The organism is Veillonella atypica KON (assembly GCF_002959915.1).
Taxonomy (GTDB): domain Bacteria; phylum Bacillota; class Negativicutes; order Veillonellales; family Veillonellaceae; genus Veillonella; species Veillonella atypica.
The window spans coordinates 209170-227962 of record NZ_PPDE01000003.1 but is presented as its reverse complement, the minus strand read 5'-3'; the positions used below and the strand labels follow the sequence as shown (position 1 = coordinate 227962).

Below are 18793 nucleotides of genomic sequence, written 5' to 3'. Positions count from 1 at the left end.
TCCGAGGAAAATAGTAATTCTATTAATCTAATGTAAGATTAACCGTTTTTCTTTGCTTGAATTTCTTCAGCAATTTTCTTAGGAACTTCTTCGTAATGATCGAATGTCATGGAGTAGTTACCGCGACCTTGAGTTTTGGAACGAAGGTCAGTTGCGTAACCGAACATTTCGCTCAATGGAACATATGCTTTGATATGTTGGTTACCATTACGAGCTTCCATGCCGTCCATGCGACCACGACGAGAGTTCAAGTCACCGATAACGTCGCCCATGTATTCTTCAGGAACGTCTACTTCTACGGACATGTATGGTTCAAGCAATGCAGGATCTGCTTTGCGAGCACCTTCTTTAAAGCCCATGGAACCAGCGATTTTGAAGGCCATTTCGTTGGAGTCAACGTCATGGTAGGAGCCGTCAAATACGATAACTTTGATGTCAACCATTGGATAACCAGCAATAACACCGGATTCCATAGCTTCTTTAACACCATTTTCAACAGGTCCGATGTATTCACGAGGAATTGCACCACCTACGACCTTATTTTCAAATTCGAAGCCAGCACCTGGTTCTTGAGGAATTAATTCCAACCAGCAGTGACCATATTGACCACGACCACCAGATTGACGAACGAATTTACCTTCAGCTTTAACAGCTTTACGGATAGTTTCGCGATAAGCTACTTGAGGTTTACCTACGTTACATTCTACTTTGAATTCACGGTTCATACGGTCGACGATGATATCCAAGTGAAGTTCGCCCATACCGGAGATAATAGTTTGACCTGTTTCTTCATCAGTACGAACTTTGAAAGTAGGATCTTCTTCTGCCAAACGAGCAAGAGCTGTACCCATTTTTTCTTGGTCAGCTTTTGTTTTAGGTTCAACAGCAACGGAGATAACTGGTTCAGGGAATTCCATGGATTCAAGAATTACAGGATTCTTTTCATCACAAAGAGTATCACCAGTAGTAGTATCTTTCAAGCCTACAGCTGCAGCGATGTCGCCAGCGTAAACCATATCGATTTCTTTACGAGTGTTAGCGTGCATTTGAAGAATACGGCCGATACGTTCTTTCTTACCTTTTGTGGAGTTGAAAACGTAGGAACCGGATTCCAATGTACCGGAGTACACACGGAAGAACGCTAATTTACCAACATAAGGGTCAGCCATGATTTTGAATGCCAATGCGGAGAATGGTTCATCATCGGAAGAAGGACGAGTAGTTTCTTCTTCAGTACCAGGAACGGTACCTTTAATAGCTGGAATGTCGATAGGAGCTGGCATGTAATCTACAACAGCGTCCAACAACATTTGTACACCTTTGTTTTTGTAGGAAGAACCACAAAGAACTGGGAACAATTGGTTAGCAATAACTGCTTTACGCAATGCTGCTTTCAATTCTTCAATGGAGATTTCTTCACCTTCCAAATATTTCATCATGATATCGTCATCAGTTTCAGCGATAGCATCGATCATCATTTCGCGACGAGCTTCAGCTACTTCTTGATATTCTGCTGGGATATCAGTGATTTCATATTCTTTACCGTCATCGGATTTGTAAATTTCCGCTTTCATAGTCATCAAATCGATGATGCCTTCGAAAGTATCTTCAGCGCCGATTGGCACTTGGATAGCTACGGAATTTGCACCCAAACGGGATTTCATCATATCAACTACGTTGAAGAAGTCAGCACCTACTGTATCCATCTTATTTACATAAGCGATACGAGGTACGCCGTAGTTAGATGCTTGACGCCATACTGTTTCGGATTGAGGTTCAACGCCACCTTTAGCACTGAACACCGCTACGGAGCCATCAAGTACACGTAGAGAACGTTCTACTTCTACAGTAAAGTCAACGTGACCAGGAGTATCGATGATATTGATACGATGATCTTTCCAGTGACATGTTGTCGCCGCAGAAGTGATTGTGATACCACGTTCTTGTTCTTGCGCCATCCAGTCCATCGTAGCAGCACCTTCATGTACTTCGCCGATTTTGTGAACAATACCTGTATAGTAGAGGATACGTTCTGTAGTTGTTGTTTTACCAGCATCGATGTGAGCCATGATACCGATATTACGAGTTTTTGCTAGGGAAAACTCTCTTGCCACAGTTGTCACCTCTTATTACCAACGATAATGAGCAAATGCTTTATTAGCTTCTGCCATTTTATGAGTATCTTCTTTTTTCTTGATTGCAGCGCCTGCATTGTTGAAAGCGTCCATCAATTCGCCTGCTAAGCGTTCTTTCATAGTGCGTTCACCACGAAGACGAGCGTAGTTTACAACCCAACGAATACCGAGGGTTTGACGGCGATCAGCACGAACTTCAACTGGCACTTGGTAGTTCGCACCACCGATACGGCGAGCACGTACTTCAAGTACAGGCATAACATTTTTCAATGCTTGATCAAAAACTTCCATTGGGTCTTGACCCATTTTGGAACGAATAATTTCAAATGCATCATATACGATAGTTTCAGCAATGCCTTTTTTGCCATCGTACATAACTTTGTTAATGAAACGTGTTACTAATTTGCTGTTGTACACCGGATCTGGAAGTACATCACGTTTCGGAACAGGGCCTTTTCTTGGCATGTTCAATTCCTCCTTTATAATGATGTGTGTTAATTTCGTTTAATGGCTAAAATTATTTTTTAGCTTTTTTCGCGCCGTATTTGGAACGACTTTGCATACGATTTTGTACGCCAGCTGTATCCAATGCACCACGAACGATGTGATAACGCACACCTGGAAGGTCTTTTACACGACCGCCTCTGATAAGTACAACACTGTGTTCTTGTAAATTGTGACCAATGCCTGGAATGTAAGCAGTTACTTCAATAGCGTTTGTCAAACGTACACGGGCAACTTTACGAAGCGCGGAGTTTGGTTTCTTTGGAGTAGCTGTGTACACACGAGTACATACACCACGTTTTTGTGGAGATTCTTGAAGCGCTGGAGCTGTAGATTTTTTAGTCAAGCTCATGCGACCTTTGCGTACTAGCTGATTAATTGTTGGCATTTGGGCACCTCCTTTCCAAATTTGAGATTTATAATTGATCCGTCATAACAAATTGTTACATCGGATATTACCGAGATTAACGTAGGATGCCTACCGCTGTAGCCCGCACCTTAATGCGGCACGCACGACCAAGGTCATCCATCGTATGCTTATCGTCGAACGGTATATTATGTTCCACGCAAGCCATCCGTACAGGATCTACTACGTAGCTATCGCTATCGCAGCCGAGAAACACAAACTTAACAGAGCCTTTTGCAATTGATTTAATCGTTTGCTTAGCACCTATTGTCTTGTTCGCCGATGCCAAATGGGCAATGTCCATGGTTACATCTTCTCCTTACGAAACTATGCTCAGGGCGCACTTGCCCTCTAAGCACTATGTAAGTATATCAATTACTCAAACGCATGTCAAAGGTTTTTTAACACTCAAAACCGCTATTTCACTGTATTTAATATGTACACCTATCCGTGTGTATCATTTATAAGAATTACATTAAGTATTCTCGTTTTTTTATACAAATATAGATAATTTCGCTTATTTTTATACACTTTATACATATTCAATTCTATTGGCGCAGTCTTGTTATGCAAAATTGATATAACAAAAAAAGAGATATCCCTAAATTATATAACAATCTAGGAATATCTCTTTTATTTTCTAATCATAGCTATAAGCTATAAAACCTTATTTTTCTATGATTTCACCGTCATCAGTTAATTCCAAAATTTCAGGAGCCTTTTTAACTACTTCAATTTTACGGTAACGGCTCATACCAGTACCGGCAGGAATCAATTTACCGATGATAACATTTTCCTTAAGACCCAATAATGGATCGATTTTGCCCTTAATAGCAGCATCTGTAAGAACACGTGTAGTTTCTTGGAATGATGCAGCAGACAAGAAGGAATCTGTAGCCAATGCAGCTTTAGTAATACCCAACAATGTACGTTTACCAGTAGCATTTTCACGGCCATTCAATGTTAAACGACGATTTTCTTCATCAAATGTGTTGATATCAATCATGTCGCCAGGAAGCATATCTGCATCGCCAGCAGTTTCGATTTTAACCTTATGAAGCATTTGACGAACAATAACTTCAATGTGTTTATCGTTGATTTCTACACCTTGAGATTTATATACTTTTTGTACTTCGTATACGAGGTAACGTTGTGTTGCTTGTGTGCCCATTACACGCATGATGTCATGAGGATTAATGGAACCTTCTGTCAAACGTGCGCCCAAGGATACAACATCACCGTCTTTAACGATAATGCGGGAACCATAAGGGATGAGGTAATCGAGTTCAATACCATCTTCACCTGTAATAAAGATAGTATTAGTACCTTTTTTACCTTCGTTAGGTACAACACGTACTACACCTTCATTTTCAGCAATGATTGCATTACGTTTTGGTTTACGAGCTTCGAACAATTCTTCAACACGAGGCAAACCTTGTGTGATATCGTCACCTGCGACACCGCCTGTATGGAATGTACGCATTGTCAATTGTGTACCAGGTTCACCGATGGATTGAGCCGCAATGATACCAACTGCTTCACCGACTTGAACTTGGTCACCTGTACCAAGGTCACGACCATAGCACTTACGACATACGCCATAAGGGCTACGACAAGTCAATACGGAACGGATTTTAACAACATCGTAATGTTTTACAACTTCATCAGCAAGTTCTTCAGTAATTTCACCATTCAATGGAACGATAACTTCACCAGTTTCCTTATTGATTAATTCTTCAGCTGCAATACGACCTACGATACGGTCTTTCAATGGTTCAATAATACCCGTACCTTCAACGATAGCTTCTACTTCAATACCGTTGATTTCATTATTGCGTACTTGTACCTCTTTTACATCAGAGTTTAGAATTGCTTCGATACCTTCTTCTGTAAGGCGTGTATCAGCAGGGTAGATTTCTACGCCATTGCTGTCCACGATAGCATTCACAGTATCCTTGTTCAACATATTTTGAATCATAGTTTCTTTTAATGTCGCACGGATACTATCGTCGCTTTCACCAAGAAGAATCTTTTGTACCAAATTAGTATGGTTAATATCGCTATCCGATCCCAAATGTGCACCGCGCAAGGAGATAGCTGTTACACCAGCATCTGCGATATCTGCTAAGCTTTGTTCATCAAGAATAGTTTCTGCAGGAACAGCCAATTCACCTGTTTCAGCATTTACTACATCTTTATCGAGAACGCGGCCAATCAATTTGTCTTTCAACATTTCAAGAGCTTGACGTGGAGATGTAGCCAAACGAGCGCGTTCACGAACGAGATCGATACCTACAACGTCACAATCGTCCTCACGAACGATAACGTCTTGAGATACGTCAACAAGACGACGAGTCAAATAACCAGAGTCAGCTGTACGAAGTGCTGTATCGGCCAAACCTTTACGAGCACCATGAGAGGAGGTAAAGTAATCCAATACAGTCAAACCTTCTTTAAAGTTTGCCTTGATTGGCAAGTCGATGATACGACCAGATGGGTCAGCCATCAAACCACGCATACCAGCAAGCTGACGAATTTGTTGTTTGTTACCACGGGCACCGGAGATAGCCATCATATATACAGGGTTGAAGCCATCTTTATCGCGCGCCATATTATCCATCATGGCATCAGTAACATCTTCTGTTGCTTTTGTCCACAATTGGATAGTTTTACGATAACGTTCTTCTTCTGTAATAAGACCACGGCGATATAGACGAGATACTTTTTCTACTTCTTGTTCTGCGGTATCAAGTAAATCGAATTTTTCTTCTGGTACTTTAATATCCGCAATGGCTACTGTCATACCTGCACGACGTGCAAAGGAGTAACCAAGGGATTTAATTCTGTCTAAGAGTTCAGCAGTTTTTTCATTGCCGAATAATTGGAAACATTGATCTACAAGTTTACCAACCGTCTTCTTATCCATAACCTTACCCAATGTGTAAGTACCGTCTTCTTTTTGTTCATATTGCCATAATTCTGGGAACAAAGCGTTGTTAAAGATCAAACGACCAGCTGTAGTTTCTACGCGACCGTGTTCAGGCAAGCGAATGTATAAAATATCTTGCAATCCGATAACATGAGAATCGTAAGCAAGCATTACTTCGTCATATGTAGCAAATGTTTTTGCTTTATCACGAGTATCTTCGCGTACAACTGTTAGGTAATAAGTACCCAAAATCATATCTTGAGATGGAATAGCAACTGGCTTACCATCTTTTGTTGATAAGATATTATGAACGGATAGCATCAATGTACGAGCTTCGGATTGAGCTTCTACGGACAATGGTAAATGACAAGCCATTTGGTCACCGTCAAAGTCGGCATTAAAGGCTGTACATACTAATGGATGCAATTTGATAGCACGGCCTTCCCAAAGGATTGGTTCGAAGGCTTGGATACCAAGTCTATGCAATGTAGGGGCACGGTTCAAAAGAACTGGATGTTCTTTGATAACCTCTTCCAAGGATTCCCATACACCAGGACCTACGCGTTCTACTTGGCGCTTAGCAGCCTTAATATTGGATGCTTGTCCACGTTCTACCAAGCGTTTCATAACGAATGGCTTGAACAATTCCAATGCCATTTCTTTAGGCAAACCACATTGATGCATTTTAAGTTCTGGACCTACTACGATAACGGAACGACCGGAGTAGTCAACACGTTTACCGAGCAAGTTTTGACGGAAACGACCTTGTTTACCTTTAAGCATATCGGACAAGGATTTTAATGGGCGGTTGCCAGGGCCAGTAACAGGACGGCCACGACGACCATTATCGATCAATGCATCAACCGCTTCTTGCAACATGCGTTTTTCATTGCGCACGATGATATCAGGAGCACCTAAGTCCAACAAACGTTTCAAACGGTTGTTACGATTGATAACACGACGATACAAATCATTAAGGTCAGATGTAGCAAAGCGACCACCATCTAATTGAACCATAGGGCGCAATTCAGGTGGAATAACAGGAACGACATCCATAATCATCCATTCTGGGCGATTGCCAGATTGACGGAATGCTTCTACTACTTCAAGACGGCGAACGGCACGGATTTTACGTTGACCACTTGCAGTGTTCAACTCTTCGCGCAATTCAGCATTTAATTGTTCTAAATCAAGTTCAGATAATAATGCTTTTACCGCTTCTGCACCCATGTCGATACATACGAATAAGATTTCTTCTGTAGCACCTAATTCGTAACGTTCTTCACGAGTTAATTCTTCATATTCTTTATCAGCTTCTGGAATTGTAGCATCTTCACGAAGTGCTGCATTATAACGTTCTTTACGTTGTGCTTCACGAACGATAGCCAAACGTTCATTACGTTGTGCCACAGTTTCAATAACTACGGATTTACCACCGATAGTATATCCTTCTTCATTGAATTGAGCTTCGTATTCACGGTATTCTTGTTCAGATAACAATTGGCGTTTTGCCAATGGGCTACCTGCAGGATCAACTACGATATAGGAAGCAAAATACAATACGCGTTCCAAGGAACGTGGAGATACATCAAGGATAAGGCCCATACGAGATGGGATACCCTTGAAGTACCAAATATGGGATACAGGTGTAGCCAATTGGATATGGCCCATACGTTCACGACGCACTTTAGCACGTGTTACTTCTACGCCACATTTATCGCAGACAACGCCTTTATGGCGGATGCGTTTATATTTACCGCAGTGACATTCCCAGTCCTTTGTTGGTCCAAAAATGCGTTCGCAAAATAGACCATCACGTTCTGGCTTTAACGTACGGTAGTTAATTGTTTCTGGTTTTTTAACTTCCCCATGAGACCATTCTAAAATTTGCTCTGGAGAGGCTAAACCGATTCGCATGGAATCAAATTCATTTACGTCTAGCACTACTATCGCTCCCTTCCTAATATTCAGTATCAGTCTTCATCTGCAGAGGATTCACTAATTGGATATGCTAATTGGCTAAGAATATCATCATCGCCACCATTAGATACTTCTTCCTCTGCTTCTGGGTCTACAACTGTTACTTCATCTGTTTCAACAGCATCGCCGTCCATAACATCTTCAATACCAGTTTCTACCACTTCATCTTCGTCATCAAGTTCTTTCATAACAACTTCTTCTTGATCTTCGTTCAAGATTTTTACATCAAGACCGATACTTTGAAGTTCTTTGAGCAATACTTTGAAGGACTCAGGCACACCTGGTTCAGGAATATTTTCGCCTTTAACGATTTTTTCGTATGCTTTAACACGACCAACAACGTCGTCAGACTTAACAGTTAATAGTTCTTGAAGAGTATAGGCTGCGCCATATGCTTCAAGGGCCCAAACTTCCATTTCCCCGAAACGTTGGCCACCAAATTGAGCTTTACCACCCAATGGTTGTTGTGTAACAAGGGAGTACGGACCTGTGGAGCGCGCATGAATTTTATCATCAACCAAATGGTGAAGTTTCAACATGTATACGTAACCAACCGTTACACGGTTATCCATAGGTTCACCGGTACGGCCATCGTACAATATGGTTTTACCATCATCTGGGCGACCAGCGATATCCAATGTTTCGAATACATCTTTTTCATGGGCACCATCAAATACAGGTGTAGCGATATGAATACCAGCTACATCCGGTTTTGGCATACCATAGGTATCATAGTCATAGCCTAATTTTTCCAAATCTTTGCGAATTTCAACGCGTTTAGCACGAGCTTCTTCGATATGGTTCAATGTAGCACGTACCTTGTTGATGCGTTCTAATTCTTCAACAAGAGATGGATCCATTTCAGGCACTTCTTCTTCAGTGCCGAAATATTCCATGTGAAGTGCATTGTATTTAGATTCTAATGCTTTCAATTCATTGTAACGAGCTTCGCCACCAAGTGCAGCCAATTTCTTTTGAGCAGCTTCTTCTACGTGACCTAAGATTTGAGATTTCAAATCGATGATTTTTTCATCAATATCAAAATGAGCTACTGTTACATCTTCTTTCGCTTTAGCTTCTAACTCTTCAATTTCAGCATATAATTTGCGAATTGCATCGATTTGTTCCCAATAGGATTCATCAGTACGCGCTTCTTTCAATACATTTTGAATATGAAGATCTGTAGCCTTAATTTTCATGCCCAAGCCTTGAACAGCCCAGCCTAAGTGAGTTTCAAGAACCTGACCAATGTTCATACGAGAAGGTACGCCCAATGGGTTCAATACGATTTGTACTGGAGTACCATCTGGAAGGAATGGCATATCTTCTTTTCTCATTACGCGAGAAACGACACCTTTGTTACCATGACGACCGGCCATTTTATCGCCTTCGTGGATTTTACGTTTTTGAGCGATGTAAACGCGAACAAGTTTGTTTACACCTGGTTGTAACTCATCACCATTTTCACGAGTGAACACTTTAACGTCTACAACCTTACCACATTCACCATGAGGCACACGGAGGGATGTATCTCGAACTTCGCGTTCTTTATCACCAAAAATAGCACGTAACAAACGTTCTTCTGGTGTTAATTCAGTTTCGCCTTTTGGTGTAGCTTTACCTACGAGGATATCACCAGGATGTACTTCTGCACCGATGCAAATGATACCATCTTCATCTAGGTTTTTAAGTGTATCATCACCAGTATTAGGCAATTCACGAGTGATTTCTTCGGCACCTAGTTTAGTGTCGCGCGCATCACATTCGTATTCTTCAATATGAATGGATGTATAGATATCTTCTTTGCAAAGTTCTTCACTAAGCAAGATAGCATCTTCGTAGTTATAACCTTCCCAAGGCATGAACGCTACAAGAACATTAAAGCCAAGAGCCAATTCACCACCATCAGTAGCAGGACCATCAGCCAATACTTGGCCTTTTACAACATGGTCACCACGATTAACGATTGGTTTTTGGTTAAAGCATGTGGATTGGTTAGAACGAAGGAATTTATTCAAACGGTATGTATCAACACGACCATCGCTATCGCGAAGAACGTGGATTTCATTACCCCAGCAACGTACGACTTTACCAGCTTCGCGTGCCAATACGCAAACGCCAGAGTCAGTAGCCGCTGTATATTCCATACCTGTACCAACTAAAGGTGCTTGAGCACGGAGCAAAGGCACCGCTTGACGTTGCATGTTCGCACCCATCAAGGCACGGTTCGCATCATCGTTTTCAAGGAATGGAATCATAGCTGTACCGATGGATACAACTTCTTTTGGACTAACGTCCATGTAATCAACCTTATCAGGTGTTACTTCTAATACGTCATGACCACGACGACATGCTACATGGTCATTAGCAAAACAACCGTCTGCATCAAGAGGGGAGTTCGCTTGGGCAATTGTCATGCCTTCTTCTTCATCGGCAGTCATATAAGCAACGCTTTCAGATACGCGTACTTTTACAACCTTATCCGCGTCAGCACCTTCGCCGTAAATTTTTTCAACCTTACGGTATGGAGCCTCGATGAAACCGAATTCATTAACCTTCGCATAGTTAGATAAGGAGTTAATCAAACCGATGTTAGGACCTTCTGGTGTTTCAATAGGACACATACGGCCATAGTGAGAGTGATGCACGTCACGAACTTCGAAACCTGCACGTTCACGAGATAAACCGCCAGGTCCAAGGGCAGATAGACGACGTTTATGTGTCAATTCTGCTAATGGGTTTGTTTGGTCCATAAATTGAGACAACTGAGAAGAACCAAAGAATTCTTTAATCGCTGCTACAACAGGACGAATATTAATCAACGCTTGAGGCGTAATGGATTCAATTTCTTGAATTGTCATGCGTTCACGTACAACACGTTCCATACGAGTCAAACCAATACGGAATTGATTTTGTAACAATTCACCTACGCAACGAAGACGACGGTTACCCAAATGGTCGATATCATCTGTATGACCGGCACCATCCATCAAGTTCAAGAGGTAAGAGATATTAGCAATCATATCTTCTCTTGTAACTGTACGATGGTTAAATTCTAAGTTGCAGTTGTTGCAAATGATTTTGGATACTACACCATCTGAATTAGTGATATAGAATTCAGCAAAACCTTCGCCGCTAAATACACCGCTCTTAGCAACGATATCAAGTTGTTCTTCCCCAACTTGTACGCCTGCATCAAGGATGATTTCACCTGTTTCAGTATCAACAATTGGTTGTGCCAATGTTTGACCCAACATACGTTGACGCCATCCTAGTTTTTTATTTAATTTATAACGACCTACGCGCGCTAAATCATAACGGCGAGCATCGAAGAATAAATTATCGAATAAATTACGAGCAGATTCTACAGTAGGAGGTTCACCTGGACGTAATTTTTTATAGATTTCTACCAATGCTTCATCAGCAGATTGAGTTGTATCTTTTTCCAATGTACGAACAATGCGTTCATCATATACTGGCAAACCATCTTCATCTGTTTGACCGTTCCAGAAAAGATCAAGAATACTTTCATTAGTATCCCAACCTAATGCACGAACAAGCACAGTAGCTGGTAATTTACGGTTACGGTCGATACGAACGGCTACAACTTCGCTAGCATCTGTTTCTAATTCAATCCAAGCACCGCGATTTGGGATAACTGTGGATTCATACAAACGGTTACCCATGGTATCGATTTCTTTACCATAGTAAACGCCAGGGGAGCGTACTAATTGAGATACGATAACACGTTCTGCACCATTGATAATGAAAGTGCCTGTATCCGTCATCAATGGGAAATCACCCATAAATACTTCTTGTTCTTTAATGTCCATATTTTCAGGATCATTATTAACTAAACGGATATTTACACGAAGTGGTGCTGCGTATGTAGCATCACGATTTTTGCACTCATTAATATCATACTTAGGCTCACCTAAGCTAAAACCTTCAAAAGAAAGTACTAAATTACCTGAATTGTCTTTAATCGGAGAAATATCGTTGAAAATATTTTGTAAACCGCTCTCCAAGAACCATTCGTACGATTTACGCTGAATGTCCAACAAATGCGGCATCTTAATAACTTCGTTAATTTTTGCATATGTATAACGAGTCCGTTTGCCTACCTGTTCAGGTTTGAACATATGTGCTTTCCCTCCTTCAAATACACTGGTCCACCATATTTCTATAACGGCATAGAAAAGACATCTTACAGGTCTCAGTTTTCCTGCTTTAATAACGCCAAATAAGCAAGGCCCTTTTTTATTTAAAAAATAACCTTGCTCTGTTCATTATCCAAGCACAACCTTGGAAGAAAACCCTTAATACGTAAGTTATAGCTTCTACATGGAAAAGTAGAAAATGCTACTTTTGCAATTTATAATTCTATCATCATATAAAAAAGCTGTCAACCAAAAGGCTGACAGCTTTCACATTTTCACGTATTATTCACATTATATGACAAAGTTCATTAATAAAAATTAATTTCCTTTGTGTTTTAACAAATCAGCAGCGGCAATACCAGGGCGTGTCATTTCTTTAGGAGAAAGAATATGATTGATTTCATCTTCGGTCAATAAACCTTTTTCTAGGATAATATCGCGAATAGCACGACCAGATGTGTAGGCTTCTTTTGCAAGTGCAGAAGCGGTTTCATAACCAAGGTGAGGCAACAATGCAGTTACGATACCAACAGAACGGTTCAACCAGTATTCGCATTGTTCACGGTCTACTTCAAGATCGATAAGCAATTTATCAACGAATGTGTTAACACCATTTTTAAGGTAGCAAAGATTATTGAACAAATTGTAAGCCAATACAGGTTCCATTACGTTCAATTCAAATTGACCATTTTCTACAGCCAAAGAAATGGTAAGATCGTTACCGATAACTTGATAACATACTTGATTCAATACTTCGGCGATAACTGGGTTCACCTTACCAGGCATAATGGAAGAACCAGGTTGACGAGCAGGTAATTTCAATTCCCCGATACCACAACGAGGGCCAGATGCCATCAAACGGAAATCGTTGGCCATTTTAATCAATACAAGAGCCGTAACCTTCAAACCACTAGAGATATCAGCAAAGATATCCGTGTTGTTCGTAGCATCAATCAAGTTATCTGCAGTATAGAATGGTTCGCCTACGACTTCGCTAAGTTCGTATGCTACGTCATGAATGTAATTTGGTTCTGCATTAAGGCCTGTACCAACGGCAGTAGCCCCCATATTGATAACATGTGCTCCTTCAACAGCAGATTTAATACGTCTAATACCACGGCGAACACCTGATGCATAAGCACCCATTTCTTGACCTAATGTAATAGGCACCGCATCTTGTAAATGAGTGCGCCCCATTTTTAAAATTTCGCTATACTCATCAGCCTTTTTCTCAAGTTCATCCACAAGGCGTTGCAACGCTTCAAGCAAAGGTTTAGATTTCAAAATCGCACAAACCTTAATAGCCGTTGGAAATGCATCATTGGTAGATTGCGCCATATTACAATGGTTATTAGGACTTACAATATCATAGGATCCTTTTGGATGACCCAAAATTTCACAAGCGCGGTTTGCTAATACTTCATTCATGTTCATATTCACAGAAGTACCTGCACCACCTTGAATTGGGTCGACTGGAAATTGATCTGCGAATTCGCCGGCGATGACTTCATCTGCGGCTTGAACAATGGCTTTACCAATAGATACATTGAGGCGACCTGTTTTCATATTGGCCAAAGCGGAGGCTTTTTTTACCATTGCTAAAGCTTTAATAAAATCTTGGTCTAAATGTTTTCCTGTAATGTGAAAGTTTTCTAACGCACGAATCGTTTGTACACCATAATATAACTCATCAGCTACTTCTAATTCACCTAGGAAATCATGTTCTTTTCTCATTGCTATCCTTCTTTCCACTGAATGTGTATATCATTCAAATTACATTGTATAAAATGGTCTTTCTTTTGAATTTATTATAACATGTATTTTGTATACACAAAAGTCATTTAAGGTATTCCATAAAAACAATATTCTATATAATTTCTCTCATGACATATCTGAACATTGCAAAGTATAGTAAAATATAAGCATATACTATTAACATAAAGGAGTGTTTAAAATTAACATAAGTCATCGAACACGAATCATAGCGCTGTTTTTAATTACAGTCATAAGCTATGGTTTTTATAATGCCTATATACCGATTACCGATCCAGTAGAATCTAACTATGTATTAAGTGCCATAACCATGTTAACTCACAATTCATGGATTTCACCTATGATTTACGACCATGTATGGTATGATAAACCACCATTAACATATTGGGCACTTATGATTTGCTATAAATTGTTCGGCATATCAGATTTTGTATCACGCATCCCCAACACATTAATTGCAGGGGCCAGTGTATCACTCATGTATCACATGGTATACCGTATCAAACAGTCCGTCCCAGTCGCAGTAACCAGTGCCATCCTCTTGATGAGCACCTTACAATTTTGGTATATATCACATGCGGTTATAACAGATGGCTTTTTATTTTTCTTTAGTCTTGCCATATTTGGTTATGCTTACCTAGCTTTTACAAACAATGATAAGTCGTCGATGATGAAAGCCTATATTGCAGCTGCCTTTGCAGTCTTAACAAAAGGACCCATCGGATTACTATTACCAGGACTCATATTATTAGTGTTTATGGTCCTTCAAAAATATATTAAAACCAATAAGGATGAGGTAAGTTTACTAAGAAATTTAAAGATTGCGTTTACACCGCTAGGTATTGTATTATTTTTCGCCATTGCTAGTCCATGGTACATAGCAATGTATTCTATTCACGGCCAAGATTTTATTAGTGGATTTCTTGGTCTACAAAATGTAGGTCGTGCCCTCGTATCCGAACACCCTAAATTCGACGTGTGGTACTACTATCTAATAATTACGCCCCTTGCTTTATTGCCATGGACACCAGTGGTTATATATCAATTGCGGAAACTGAACTGGAAGGAATCATTCAACCTACTTGGCGGTATATGGTTTGTTATTATAATACTATTTTATTCTATTGTAGCAACCAAGTATTTAACCTATACACTACCTGCAATTATTCCTTGTATCATATGGGGTAGTGATGCAATTGTCAATTTACTGTTTAACCCTAATCTATCTAAATATTGTACTTCTTTAGTGACACTACCATTTGGCATATATACATGCATTCTAGGTATTGGCGTAGCCGTCAGTGCTAGCGACTATATATTAGAATATATGATTATAGTTAGCATAGGCGCTCTGATTTTTAAAATAGCTAGACATTACATACGAACATATTCACAACTCACATTGCTATTTTTACTTCCGATACTAGCCCTATATTCGGCCACTACCATTTCTGTGACGCCCATATTAACGAGTCAATCTGGTATTCAGTTTACATCTTATATAGAAAATACGAATCAACCTGTTTTCGTATATGGTGGATATTATACTTCAGTCGTGTATTATACAAAACATATACCAACACAAGTATATTTAAATAAGACTGATGACGAACGCTGGGCTAAGGCCAGAAACATTATGCCTACCATTACCAAAGATGAGTTTTTAGATCAACTTCCAAACGAATCAAATGCTATTGTTATCGTACCTAATCGGAATATAAAAGACTTTGAAAGTTCACCTGCAGCTGTCATTACAAAACCATTGGGCAAAACTAATGGAGCTACCATATATAAAGTACAAGATAATATTTCATTTTAATAGAGCGTGTCCTTCGGGGCACGCTTTTTAATATCAAGTTTATACAGAGTCGTTTCACAGTAATCAGAACGCAAAAAAGGCGTACCTAAAGGTACGCCTTTTAATATGGCTAGAATTATTTCAATTCTACAGTTGCGCCAGCTTCTTCCAATTGAGCTTTCAAAGCTTCAGCTGCTTCAGTAGCTACGCCTTCTTTTACAGGTGCAGGAGCGCCGTCAACGATAGCTTTAGCTTCTTTCAAGCCAAGACCAGTTGCTTCACGAACAACTTTGATTACGTTGATTTTGGATGCGCCAGCTTCTTTCAAGATTACGTCGAAGGAATCTTTAGCAGCGCCGCCGTCAGCACCACCAGCAGCTGCTACAGCTACAGGAGCTGCTGCAGTTACGCCAAATTCTTCTTCGATTGCTTTTACAAGATCATTAAGTTCAAGAATAGTTGCTTCTTTTAATTCAGCAACGATGTTTTCAATGTTCAATGCCATTTTAGTTTTCCTCCATAAAATAGTTTATTGTATCGGTCTTAAGCGACCAATGAATAATTCGCAGAAATTATTATTCTGCAGCTTCTGCTGGTTGAGCGTCTGCAACAGCTTTGACAGCGTATGCAACATTGCGAACAGGTGCTTGCAATACGGAAAGCAACATGGAAAGCATACCTTCGCGGTTTGGAAGGCTTGCGATTGCTTTAACGCCTGCAGCGTCCATAACTTCGCCTTCAACGATACCAGCTTTTACAGTAACAACTTCTTGTTCTGTAGCTTTGATGAATTGTTCGATTACACGAGCAGGTGCAACAGCATCTTCTTTAGAAGTAGCCAATGCAGTTGGACCTTCTAAATGCTCAGAGAAACCTTCAAGATTCAATTCGTTTGCAGCAATGCGAGTCAAAGTATTTTTGATTACTTTGTATTCAACACCTTCAGCCAACATTTTGCGACGAAGATCAGTTGCTTGCGCAACAGTCAAACCAGAGTAACCAATCAATACAGCACCTTTTGCTTCAGAAAGAGTTTCTTTCATTTGAGCAACAATTGCTTTTTTTGATTCAGTGACAGCCATTAGATTACCTCCTTATAGATTTTGTGGTGCTCTATGTACTATCTTAGCGTAAAAACGACCTCATCGCACGCGATGAGGTCGTAACTAGTCCTAGGTTGTTCTAGTGTCAGCCTCAGCGGGCGGATTTACATCCATTATACATACCAGCCGTCTACAGCTAAGAGACATATGTGATTATTGCTCTTTGGTTACGTTGCTCAATTTGAACACGTTCAAAGGCACACCAGGGCCCATTGTAGCGGACAAGGTTACAGATTTAATGTATTGACCTTTAGCTGCTACAGGTTTAGCCTTGATAATAGTATCAACGATTGTACGGTAATTGTCAAGTAATTTTTCATCATCGAAAGAAGCTTTACCGATGGAGCAAGAAATGATACCTGCTTTATCAGTACGGTATTCGATTTTACCAGCTTTAATTTCGTTTACTGCACGAGCAACGTCTGGAGTTACAGTACCAACTTTAGGGTTTGGCATCAAGCCTTTAGGACCCAAGATTTTACCAAGACGGCCAACTTGACCCATCATGTCTGGTGTAGCAACTACTACGTCGAAGTCGCTCCAACCACCTTGGATTTTAGCTACTAACTCTTCAGAACCTACGAAATCTGCGCCAGCTTCTTCAGCTGCTTTAATGTTGTCGCCTTTAGCGAACACAAGAACGCGTTTAGTTTTGCCAGTACCATGAGGCAATACTACTGCACCACGAACTTGTTGATCAGCGTATTTAGGGTCGACATTCAAGTTGAAAGCGATTTCAACTGTTTCATCGAAATTTGCAGTTGCAGTTTTCTTAACTAACTCAATTGCTTCAACTGGTTCATAGAACTTACCAGCTTCAATAAGTTTTACTGCTTCAGCGTATTTCTTACCTACTTTTGCCATTATAATATCCTCCTTATGTGGTCAAACGGGAATTCCCTCCCACCGATTTGCGCTTATGCGCAAGTCGTACGCTTATTAGTCAACGATTTCAATGCCCATGCTGCGAGCAGTACCTTCTACCATGCGCATACCTTGTTCTACGGTATTAGCATTCAAGTCAGGCATTTTCAATTCAGCAATTTCACGAACTTTATCGCGACCTACTTTAGCTACTTTATCACGATTAGGTACACCAGAACCTTTTGGGATACCTGCAGCTTTTTTCAACAATACTGCAGCTGGTGGTGTCTTAGTGATGAAGTCGAAGCTACGATCTTCATATACGTTAATAACTACTGGAATAATCAAGCCAGCTTGTTTAGCAGTACGTTCGTTGAATTCTTTTGTGAAAGCAACGATGTTAACGCCTGCTTGACCTAATGCAGGACCAACTGGTGGTGCTGGAGTAGCTTTAGCGGCTTCAATTTGTAGTTTTACTTGTTTAACTAATTTCTTAGCCATGGGTAATTAAACCTCCTATGATTCTACTGTGGTGGTAACGGATAAATATCCTCCCACTGCAACCAAAATCGATTGCTCTTTTAGAGTTATATTTATATATTAAAGAGCTTTTTCAACTTGAGAAAACTCTACCTCTACCTCTGTATCTCGATTGAACATTTCTACATTAAGTTTCAATGTTCCTTTTTCAGGGTTAATTTCGGTAATAACACCTAGTCTATCTTCAAAGGCACCGGATGTAATGCGTACCGTTTCACCAACCTCTACATCGACGTTGATTGTTGGTTTCTTATCCAAGCCCTGAGACTTAAGTATATGTTCTACTTCGGAATCAGAAAGTGGAACTGGTTTAGTGGCAGAGCCAACGAAACCTGTTACACCTGGTGTGTTGCGCACAACATACCAAGAACGGTCGTTAACTTCCATTTCAACCAATACGTACCCAGGAAATATTTTACGTTTTACTACTTTTTTAACCCCATCTTTTTCATCTATTTCATCTTCAAGAGGTACTAGAATTCGACTAATAACATCTTGTAAGCCCATAGATTGAACCTTAAGTTCTAAAGTGGTTTTAACTTTATTTTCGTAGCCTGAATAGGTATGAATTACATACCACTTCTTATCTGCTTCCATGTAA

General features: G+C 40.2%; 13 protein-coding genes. 1 reads left to right on the top strand and 12 read right to left on the bottom strand.

Annotation, left to right across the window (positions count from 1 at the left end):
* Window positions 1-38 precede the first annotated feature (38 nt).
* From fusA to VAHSUH02_RS01960, 7 genes are all read right to left on the bottom strand, one after another.
* Window positions 39-2114 carry an elongation factor G gene (fusA, locus tag VAHSUH02_RS01990; RefSeq protein WP_005377031.1) on the bottom strand — a complete coding sequence of 692 codons (2076 nt, stop codon included), beginning with the start codon at window positions 2112-2114 and terminating at the stop codon, window positions 39-41.
* A 15-nt stretch (window positions 2115-2129) separates the two neighbouring features.
* Window positions 2130-2600: a 30S ribosomal protein S7 gene (rpsG, locus tag VAHSUH02_RS01985; RefSeq protein WP_004693556.1), complete on the bottom strand. Its 471-nt coding sequence runs from the start codon at window positions 2598-2600 to the stop codon at window positions 2130-2132.
* Window positions 2601-2652: 52 nt separating this feature from the next.
* Window positions 2653-3027: a 30S ribosomal protein S12 gene (gene rpsL / locus VAHSUH02_RS01980; RefSeq protein ID WP_004693554.1), complete on the bottom strand. Its 375-nt coding sequence runs from the start codon at window positions 3025-3027 to the stop codon at window positions 2653-2655.
* Window positions 3028-3103: 76 nt separating this feature from the next.
* Window positions 3104-3349, bottom strand: a complete 246-nt coding sequence (locus tag VAHSUH02_RS01975) for a ribosomal L7Ae/L30e/S12e/Gadd45 family protein (RefSeq protein WP_005377124.1) — start codon at window positions 3347-3349, stop codon at window positions 3104-3106.
* Window positions 3350-3712: 363 nt separating this feature from the next.
* Entirely contained in the window at window positions 3713-7918 is a 4206-nt protein-coding gene (gene rpoC, locus VAHSUH02_RS01970; protein ID WP_005381686.1) for a DNA-directed RNA polymerase subunit beta', read from the bottom strand.
* 29 nt (window positions 7919-7947) lie between these two features.
* Window positions 7948-12096: a DNA-directed RNA polymerase subunit beta gene (gene rpoB, locus VAHSUH02_RS01965; protein ID WP_105112035.1), complete on the bottom strand. Its 4149-nt coding sequence runs from the start codon at window positions 12094-12096 to the stop codon at window positions 7948-7950.
* 336 nt (window positions 12097-12432) lie between these two features.
* Complete coding sequence (locus tag VAHSUH02_RS01960; RefSeq protein WP_005379846.1) at window positions 12433-13848, bottom strand: aspartate ammonia-lyase; 1416 nt, start codon at window positions 13846-13848, stop codon at window positions 12433-12435.
* A gap of 211 nt (window positions 13849-14059) precedes the next feature.
* Here VAHSUH02_RS01960 and VAHSUH02_RS01955 point away from each other — a divergent pair, with 211 nt between their 5' ends.
* The gene (locus VAHSUH02_RS01955; protein WP_038148732.1) at window positions 14060-15706 is read left to right on the top strand and encodes an ArnT family glycosyltransferase; all 1647 of its coding nucleotides are present in this window, start codon (window positions 14060-14062) and stop codon (window positions 15704-15706) included.
* A 115-nt stretch (window positions 15707-15821) separates the two neighbouring features.
* On the opposite strand, the gene rplL is transcribed toward VAHSUH02_RS01955, so the two are convergent.
* From rplL to nusG, 5 genes are all read right to left on the bottom strand, one after another.
* Entirely contained in the window at window positions 15822-16190 is a 369-nt protein-coding gene (gene rplL / locus VAHSUH02_RS01950; protein WP_005377172.1) for a 50S ribosomal protein L7/L12, read from the bottom strand.
* A gap of 70 nt (window positions 16191-16260) precedes the next feature.
* Window positions 16261-16767, bottom strand: coding sequence for a 50S ribosomal protein L10 (rplJ, locus tag VAHSUH02_RS01945; RefSeq protein WP_005382951.1), 507 nt, complete (start codon window positions 16765-16767; stop codon window positions 16261-16263).
* A gap of 174 nt (window positions 16768-16941) precedes the next feature.
* Window positions 16942-17652, bottom strand: a complete 711-nt coding sequence (rplA, locus tag VAHSUH02_RS01940; RefSeq protein ID WP_005377180.1) for a 50S ribosomal protein L1 — start codon at window positions 17650-17652, stop codon at window positions 16942-16944.
* 75 nt (window positions 17653-17727) lie between these two features.
* Complete coding sequence (rplK, locus tag VAHSUH02_RS01935) at window positions 17728-18153, bottom strand: 50S ribosomal protein L11 (protein WP_004693535.1); 426 nt, start codon at window positions 18151-18153, stop codon at window positions 17728-17730.
* A 99-nt stretch (window positions 18154-18252) separates the two neighbouring features.
* Entirely contained in the window at window positions 18253-18789 is a 537-nt protein-coding gene (gene nusG / locus VAHSUH02_RS01930; RefSeq protein ID WP_005377143.1) for a transcription termination/antitermination protein NusG, read from the bottom strand.
* Window positions 18790-18793: the final 4 nt, after the last annotated feature.